This is a genomic window from Dyella ginsengisoli LA-4, from assembly GCF_000334915.1.
Classification (GTDB): domain Bacteria; phylum Pseudomonadota; class Gammaproteobacteria; order Xanthomonadales; family Rhodanobacteraceae; genus Dyella_A; species Dyella_A ginsengisoli_A.
The window spans coordinates 1-6,437 of sequence record NZ_AMSF01000052.1; the positions used below are offsets into that span (position 1 = coordinate 1).

Annotated in this window: 8 protein-coding genes; 4 read left to right on the forward strand and 4 right to left on the reverse strand. The window is 64.6% G+C overall.

Going from position 1 to position 6,437, the window contains the following annotated elements; genetic code table 11:
• Positions 1-259 (forward strand): hypothetical protein (locus tag C693_RS24105; protein ID WP_206740659.1); only part of this gene is annotated, 259 nt, incomplete at its 5' end.
• Between the two features lie 15 nt (positions 260-274).
• Here C693_RS24105 and C693_RS0112175 read toward each other — a convergent pair.
• The 4 genes from C693_RS0112175 to C693_RS0112190 all read right to left on the reverse strand — a co-directional run bounded on the left by C693_RS0112175 (position 275) and on the right by C693_RS0112190 (position 4,241).
• A complete protein-coding gene (locus tag C693_RS0112175) occupies positions 275-979 on the reverse strand; it encodes a transposase (protein WP_017462556.1) in 705 nt (234 codons plus the stop codon).
• 119 nt (positions 980-1,098) lie between these two features.
• Positions 1,099-2,055 carry a hypothetical protein gene (locus tag C693_RS0112180; RefSeq protein ID WP_017462557.1) on the reverse strand — a complete coding sequence of 319 codons (957 nt, stop codon included), beginning with the start codon at positions 2,053-2,055 and terminating at the stop codon, positions 1,099-1,101.
• Positions 2,056-2,136: 81 nt separating this feature from the next.
• A complete protein-coding gene (locus tag C693_RS0112185) occupies positions 2,137-3,120 on the reverse strand; it encodes an SH3 domain-containing protein (RefSeq protein ID WP_198506869.1) in 984 nt (327 codons plus the stop codon).
• A 428-nt stretch (positions 3,121-3,548) separates the two neighbouring features.
• Positions 3,549-4,241, reverse strand: coding sequence for a transposase (locus tag C693_RS0112190; RefSeq protein ID WP_017462559.1), 693 nt, complete (start codon positions 4,239-4,241; stop codon positions 3,549-3,551).
• Between the two features lie 237 nt (positions 4,242-4,478).
• Here C693_RS0112190 and C693_RS21730 point away from each other — a divergent pair, with 237 nt between their 5' ends.
• From C693_RS21730 to C693_RS0112205, 3 genes are all read left to right on the forward strand, one after another.
• Positions 4,479-5,144: a hypothetical protein gene (locus C693_RS21730; protein WP_017462560.1), complete on the forward strand. Its 666-nt coding sequence runs from the start codon at positions 4,479-4,481 to the stop codon at positions 5,142-5,144.
• Positions 5,145-5,255: 111 nt separating this feature from the next.
• Positions 5,256-5,735 carry a hypothetical protein gene (locus tag C693_RS21735; protein WP_017462561.1) on the forward strand — a complete coding sequence of 160 codons (480 nt, stop codon included), beginning with the start codon at positions 5,256-5,258 and terminating at the stop codon, positions 5,733-5,735.
• 205 nt (positions 5,736-5,940) lie between these two features.
• Positions 5,941-6,437, forward strand: a 497-nt coding sequence (locus C693_RS0112205) for a patatin-like phospholipase family protein (RefSeq protein WP_026107382.1), incomplete at its 3' end; no start/stop codon positions are given.

Below are 6,437 nucleotides of genomic sequence, written 5' to 3' on the forward strand. Positions count from 1 at the left end.
GCGGGGCGACGTCCGACGTTGTGGTGACATCGAACGTACCGCCACGCGCGGGAGGCGGCGACATGAGTTTTCAGGTTCGACTTTTCGTTCAGCCGCGAGTTTTGCGAGGCCGCCCGATCTTGAGCGGCCCGGCTGGTCGGGCGAGTTGAGCTTCGATGGCGGTGTGGAAGCGGTCGGAGCCAAGCGCATGTTGGCGTTGCAGATGCAGCCGGATCGCTTCGACGTCTTCGTCCGAGAGCGTTTCCAGTGCAATGAATAAAGGGGACGTGGCTAATTAAATCGGCTCACGAAGGCTGGCTTGCCTCGGCCTTCCGCGGGGCCGACAGGCGGCAGGGCGACCGAGCGTGGTTTCCACCATGTGCTGGAAGCGCTCATCGCCAAGCGCGCGTTCCTGGCTGGCATAGGCGCGCAGGCGCTGCAGGTCGTCGGGTGCGATGCCGGCGTCCAGCCACTGTCGATAGGCATGGGCGCGCTCGTAGCGGTCGCTGCCCATGGCGAGGTAGAGCGGGTGGGGCGTGATGAGTGGGTCGCGGGCGTGGCCCAGGTGCGTGTGCACGCTGGACCATCGGTAGTCCTGCGGCGTCTCGACCATGGCGGCACGCACCGGGTTAAGTTCGATGTAGCGCATGACGGTCAGCAGGTAACGCTCGCTCTGCACCAGACAGGACTTGAAGCGCCCTTGCCATAGTGCGCCGCAGCGCCGGTGCCGGAGGTTTAATGCCTGCACGTAGGACTGGCCGACCCAGCCCATCGCACGCGACAGCGCCCCGACCGCATCGGGCGTCACCAGCAGGTGGAAGTGGTTGTCCATGAGGACAAACGCATGCAAAGCGATGCCGTGATCACGGAAGGCTTTTCGAAGCAGGCCTCTGAAGTGATAGCGATCGTCCGTATCGAGGAAGATCGCGCCCTTGTTGATACCGCGCTGCGTGACATGCAGCGGGATACCTGGCAGTTCGAGACGCGGCTGGCGTGGCATGGCAATCGCCCGTGGGAGATCCGGCTGTCACGGTGCTGCGACGAAGCGGGTCGATCTGTCGGCGGGCGCGCCCGCTGCCGGTAGGCATGCTCTTGATTTGCCACCTCCTTTTTCCGCCTTCAGTGCACGTTCGGCGGTTTCCGCGTGGTGAGATGTGAAACCAGCTGATCTCCCTCGGGGATGTTCTCGATGCGCATATCGGCCGGGAGGTGGGCCGCGGCGAGGCGCCGGTTCCATTCCGAGAGGTCGATGGCGAGCGGCGGATTCACGGTCACGTATCGGTTTTCGCGCAGCCGTGCAACGAAATCCGGTCCCCCGAGAAAGTGCATGAAATCGTTGATGGCGGTCGCCAGCTGCCCGGTAATGCTGCGGCTTTCCGGCTTGCTGATGTTGATCGCGGCGAAGTTGAGCGGACCGAGCGCTACCTTGTCATGGAGCGATGTCGGCAGGTGGATCGTCGCAGTGATCCGCAGGTCGTAGAAAACGACGAAGTCGGGATCGAGCGCGCCCGGGACGCCGTCTGGCGTGGTAATCCGGATGAACATGCGGTTGTGTGGCACCAGCAGGGTCAACGACACCCAGTTGCTCATCACCGTTGCTGCCGCGTCGCAGCCGGCACCGAGCTGATGGTTGCTGCTGGAGTGGACACCGAAGTGTCTGGGGAGCGCACGCATGACCTGGGCTTTGATGACGTTCTTCAGTTGCTCGTTCACTTGCGTCCGAATCGCCGGGACGTGCAGCGGCGCGCACATCCGCTCGCTCGAGAACAGCAGGGGATCGGCGTAGAGCACTTGCACCGGTCGATAGTGCGTCGGGGGCGTGGAGATGTCTCCGGGTCGCTTGGGCAGGGACGGCATGGTGGCGATCTGATGGATGAAGCGGTCATCCATCGCGGACTTGACCTTGGTGCCGAGCTTCGGATCCTGGGGAACCGGATCGATCACCACCCGTACCCCGGTCACCGGCGTGCCGGTGAATCCGGTCTGCGCCCGGACGCCGGTGGTCGCGGTCCATGCGAGCATGGCGATCACGGGGATGAGGCTCAGCCTCGGGGATAGTCTCTGCTGCTTGTTCACGGGGCGTCTCCTTGCGTTGTGTAGGCACCGCGGTATGCGCTGGTGCGGGTCCGTGCGAGAGAGGCAACGGGGCGAAGTCGTTCAACGGCTCTGGAGGAAATCGCCCCAGACCCAACCCTGTTTGCCCACTTGGCACCAACGGTCGGGGCGACATCTCACGGCCTGCACCCGGGTCCCCGTCCGCAGCATCCCGATCGGCTTGCCGACGCCGCCGGGATTCGCATAGAGGTCCACGTCGGACGTCACAATCGCGGTGCCGGTAGGTTTGGGCGCCCAGGGCGGTTGCGGGAGGATGGGGCCGCTGGAGAGGTGGCTGCCGTCGCCGTGCCCCCCATGCGGCCATTGGTTGCCGCGACCCCCGACAGGGTGCGGATGCATCGGGGGCAGGTGAGGGACCTGGGTCGATGCCGATGCTTTGCCGCCCGCGGGCGCCGGCGCGCAGATCAGGCCAATCGCGTCGACATAGTCCCCGGCACGCCCCTGCAGGCCGACGGCTATCTCGTCCAGCGGGCAGTACTGGTAATCCGCGAACCGGTCACGGGTGGTCAAGCCCCATGTCGATGATTCGAAGAATGCGTCGCAGTCCTCGCCGGTGGAAATGCAGCGGTCCTGGTGGCCTTGGGCGATGGGCATGCTTGTGTCCCGGCCGCCGCACAGCATGGCCAGCGAGTTGAGATACTGACGGTCGAGCCCGTTGCCGCGGGTGAACGTCATCGCGATGCCGGTCAGCGGCTGACCCAGTGGGCAATACTCTTCCTGCGGCGAACCGTGGATTCCTCCGACGTACGATTCGTTGTCATGCACCTTGGACAGGCTGTTTTGCGACGCGTCGTAGCGCGCGCACAGCAGGCCCAGCCCATCTACCCATGCGCCCGCTCTGGCGTGGAAACCGGCGAGGTACATTCCGGGTTGGCAGGTGGCACTGAATGGTCTCCCTCCCGGCCCGCCCACGATGCGCATCTGTGTGGCGAAGCTGGGTGACGGATGAAGGACCGCGGCGCATGCCGCCAATATGGCCAGGAGGGTATTGCCACGACCAGGGAAGCTCACGAGATAGACCTCCAAAAGGGGCGCACACCTGAGGTGCCGCTGTACCGACGGGTACCGCATGGTCGCGATGCGGCGGTGTGCCGACCTTTGGAATTTCCGGAGATTTTCTGGAGATTTTCTGGAGGCTCCGCGAAACCGGGAGAAGACAGCGGTCAGGGTGCACCTTTCGTGCGGGTCGAGGTCTTGCTTGGCGGCCCGATCTTGAGCGGACCGGCCTGTCTGGCGAGCTGGGCTTCGATGGCGGCGCGGAATCGGCGACCGCCTGATGAGACGGGGGGAAGTCAAAAGATGTGGATGAGCACGACCAGCCCACACCGTCCCCTTCTTCGTTTGCCGCGCCGCTGACGACCCACCTTGGCGCCGTCCGCCGACGCCACATGCGGGCGTGCGGGGCCGGTGAAGAGGTGACCTTCGGGGGAAACAGGGGCAGGTTCGACTTTCGATCAGCCTCGAGTTTTGCGAGGCCGGCCGATCTTGAGCGGCCCGGCGGGTCGGGCGAGTTGGGCTTCGATGGCGGTGCGGAAGCGGTCGGAGTCAATCGCATGTTGGCGTTGCAGATGCAGCCGGATTGCTTCGATGTCTTCGTCGGAGAGCGTTTCCAGTGCGATGGCGCGATAGGCCGCGCAGCGTTCCTCTGGCGATTCGCCAAGGCGCAGGTAGGTTGGGTGCGGGTGCACCAGGGCATCGTGCAGGCCCAGCGCATTCGCGCCGTGGCTTGACCAGGCGTACTCGGCCGGATCGCTGCACATTTTGGCGCGAACCGGGTTGAGTTCGATGTAGCGGTAGCAGCGCAACAGGTAGGTATCGCGATCGACGAGGGAGGACTTGTAACGGCCTTCCCATAACGTGCCCGTGCGGCGGTAGCGGTCGTTGACATATCGCACGTAGGACCGTCCCAGTGCCTGCATGACACGAGCAACCTGGCCGCTGTTTTCGGGCGTCATCAGCAGGTGCACGTGATTGGTCATCAGGACGTACGCGTGGACATCGCAGTGTTCGCGCAAGGCGATTTCCTTGAGGTCCTGCAGATAGCGGTGGCGGTCGGCATCGGTGAAGAAGCAGGGCTGGCGATCGTTGCCGCGCTGGACAACGTGCTGGGGAATGCCGGGAAGGTCGATGCGCGGCCTGCGTGCCATGGGCGGCTCCTTGCCGAAAAGCCCACCTTGCCCGCGGTTCGCCAGGCAGTCTGTCGTCACTGGCTGATGAAGCACCCCGGGAAAGGGCGCCCCGATCCGGGCTTTTCCTTTTGGAGGGTAGGTCTTTACCGCGTCTTTTTCTCCGGCATATGCTCCGATCGCATCGGCCTTCCGTGGCCGATGGTGTGCCATGGTTCCGACAGGCGACGCACCCCTCGGCTCGGGAGGTAGTTCGGTATGGATCTGATGCGCATCCTGCGGGCGCTGGAGGAGTTTCTCTACGAGCTGGTGGGCTGGCTGGTGTTCTATCCGCGCACCTTCTGGCGGATCCTGCGCGACCCGCCCGCGTCGGCGCGCTACGTGCTGCGTGAGCTTGCCGCCCCGCCGGAGAAGCAGTTCGCCGCCAGTGTCAGCCCCGTGCTCATGCTGATTTTGTCGGTGGTGCTCGCCCATGGCATTGAAATGCTGTCGCGGCAGTCACTGCCTGACATGGCCAACCCGGTGGGGCGCCGTCTGTTCGCCAGTGAGGAAGGGATGCTCATCACGCGGTGCGTCGTGTTCTCGGGTTATGCCCTGATTGCTGCCCTGGTCACCTTGCGACGTCAGAAACAGGCCGTCACCCGCGACACCTTGCGCGGCCCGTTCGCGGTCCAGGCGTTCCTGATCTCGCCTCTCGTGGTCATGCTTTCCCTGGGGATGTTGCTGATCGATTTCAAAGACGACTACGTACTTCCCGGCGGGGCGCTGATCCTTTGCTCCATCGTGTGGTACGTGTGGGCGCGCATCCGAACCTATGGGGCGCTCACCGAGACAGGCTGGCCGCGCGCCACCGTGATCGTTATCGGTACCTTCCTCGGCACCACCGCCTTGGTGGTGGCGATCACCCAGTTCCTGTTCCGTTGACCCGAGCAGGCCTCTGGTGAGGCCTGCGAATATTCACTGCACGAAGCCGCTGCATTTTCCGTTGACCGTCGACTCGTTGCGTTTGTCCCTTTCCACCATGGAGGAATTGACATGAAGCTGACAGCACTGGGTTCTACCTGCATCGCGATGGCAGCAATGCTTGCTTTTGAGGGCGCGTATGCCCAGCCGGGCAACGGCGATCTCGATCTGGTGTGCACGGGCACGGGTGAAAAAGTGCAGAGCCAGACCGATTACAGCTGGGACAAGAAAAGTCACGAATACAAGGACAACACGACCGTCGGCAAGGGGCAGGTCAGCGGAACCGTACAGGTGCAGATCCATGACGGCCAGGGGCGTATGCGCGTGCCGAAGTCGCTGCTGCCCCCGCTCGTGACGGGCTCCGACGACGGGTGGTTTGCCATCCGCAACCTGAGCGTGAGGCCGGACCGTATCGACGGCTCGATCAAGCTCAATGGGCTCAACAAACCCAATATCTCCATCGACCGGCGCTCGGGCACCCTGAGGATCGACGGCATGGAAAGCTTCGATGGCACCTGCAGCGCCTACAACGCCGGAGCCACGAAGTTCTAGAGGCCTCGGCCTGAGCTTCCCCACGCTGGGATCGGAGCAGACCGCGGTGTTTCACGTCGCGAAGCGAGTCAGCCCGCAGCGACGGCGTGGCATGGAGTGGCGTGGCGCGGCGCGGCGTGAAGCGGCGTGTGACGGTCATGGCTTTGCGCACGATGGCGCTGGGCCCATCATCGGCGGTGGACCACGGGGGAGAAGGATCATGGCAATGAGGGCCTGCGCAGCGGTGGTCCGTCGCAACTGGCTGCGCGTCACCGTCGTTGTCCTGCTCGCTCTGGGCGCGAGCGCGCGTGCCGCGGATCGGCCCCGGACCTGCCTGGTGCTGGGCGGGGGCGGAGCGCGCGGTGCCGCACACATCGGCGTACTCAAGGTGCTCGAGCGCGAGCACATTCCGGTGGACTGCGTCGTGGGCACCTCGATGGGCGCCGTGGTCGGCGGGCTCTACGCCTCCGGCTACAGCGCGGCGCAGATCGAAACGATCCTGGACGGTATCGACTGGAGCACCGTGCTGTCGGACGACCCCTCGCGCAGCCACCGTTCGATGCGTGCCAAGGAGGACGACCTGCGCTTCCTGGGCGGGATCGAAGTGGGCATACGCCATCACGGCGTTGCCCTGCCGCAGGGACTGAGGCAGGGCCAGAACCTCGACCTGCTGCTGCGCCGGCTGCTGCTGAAGGATTGGCGGGGGGGCGGCCTCGGTCATCT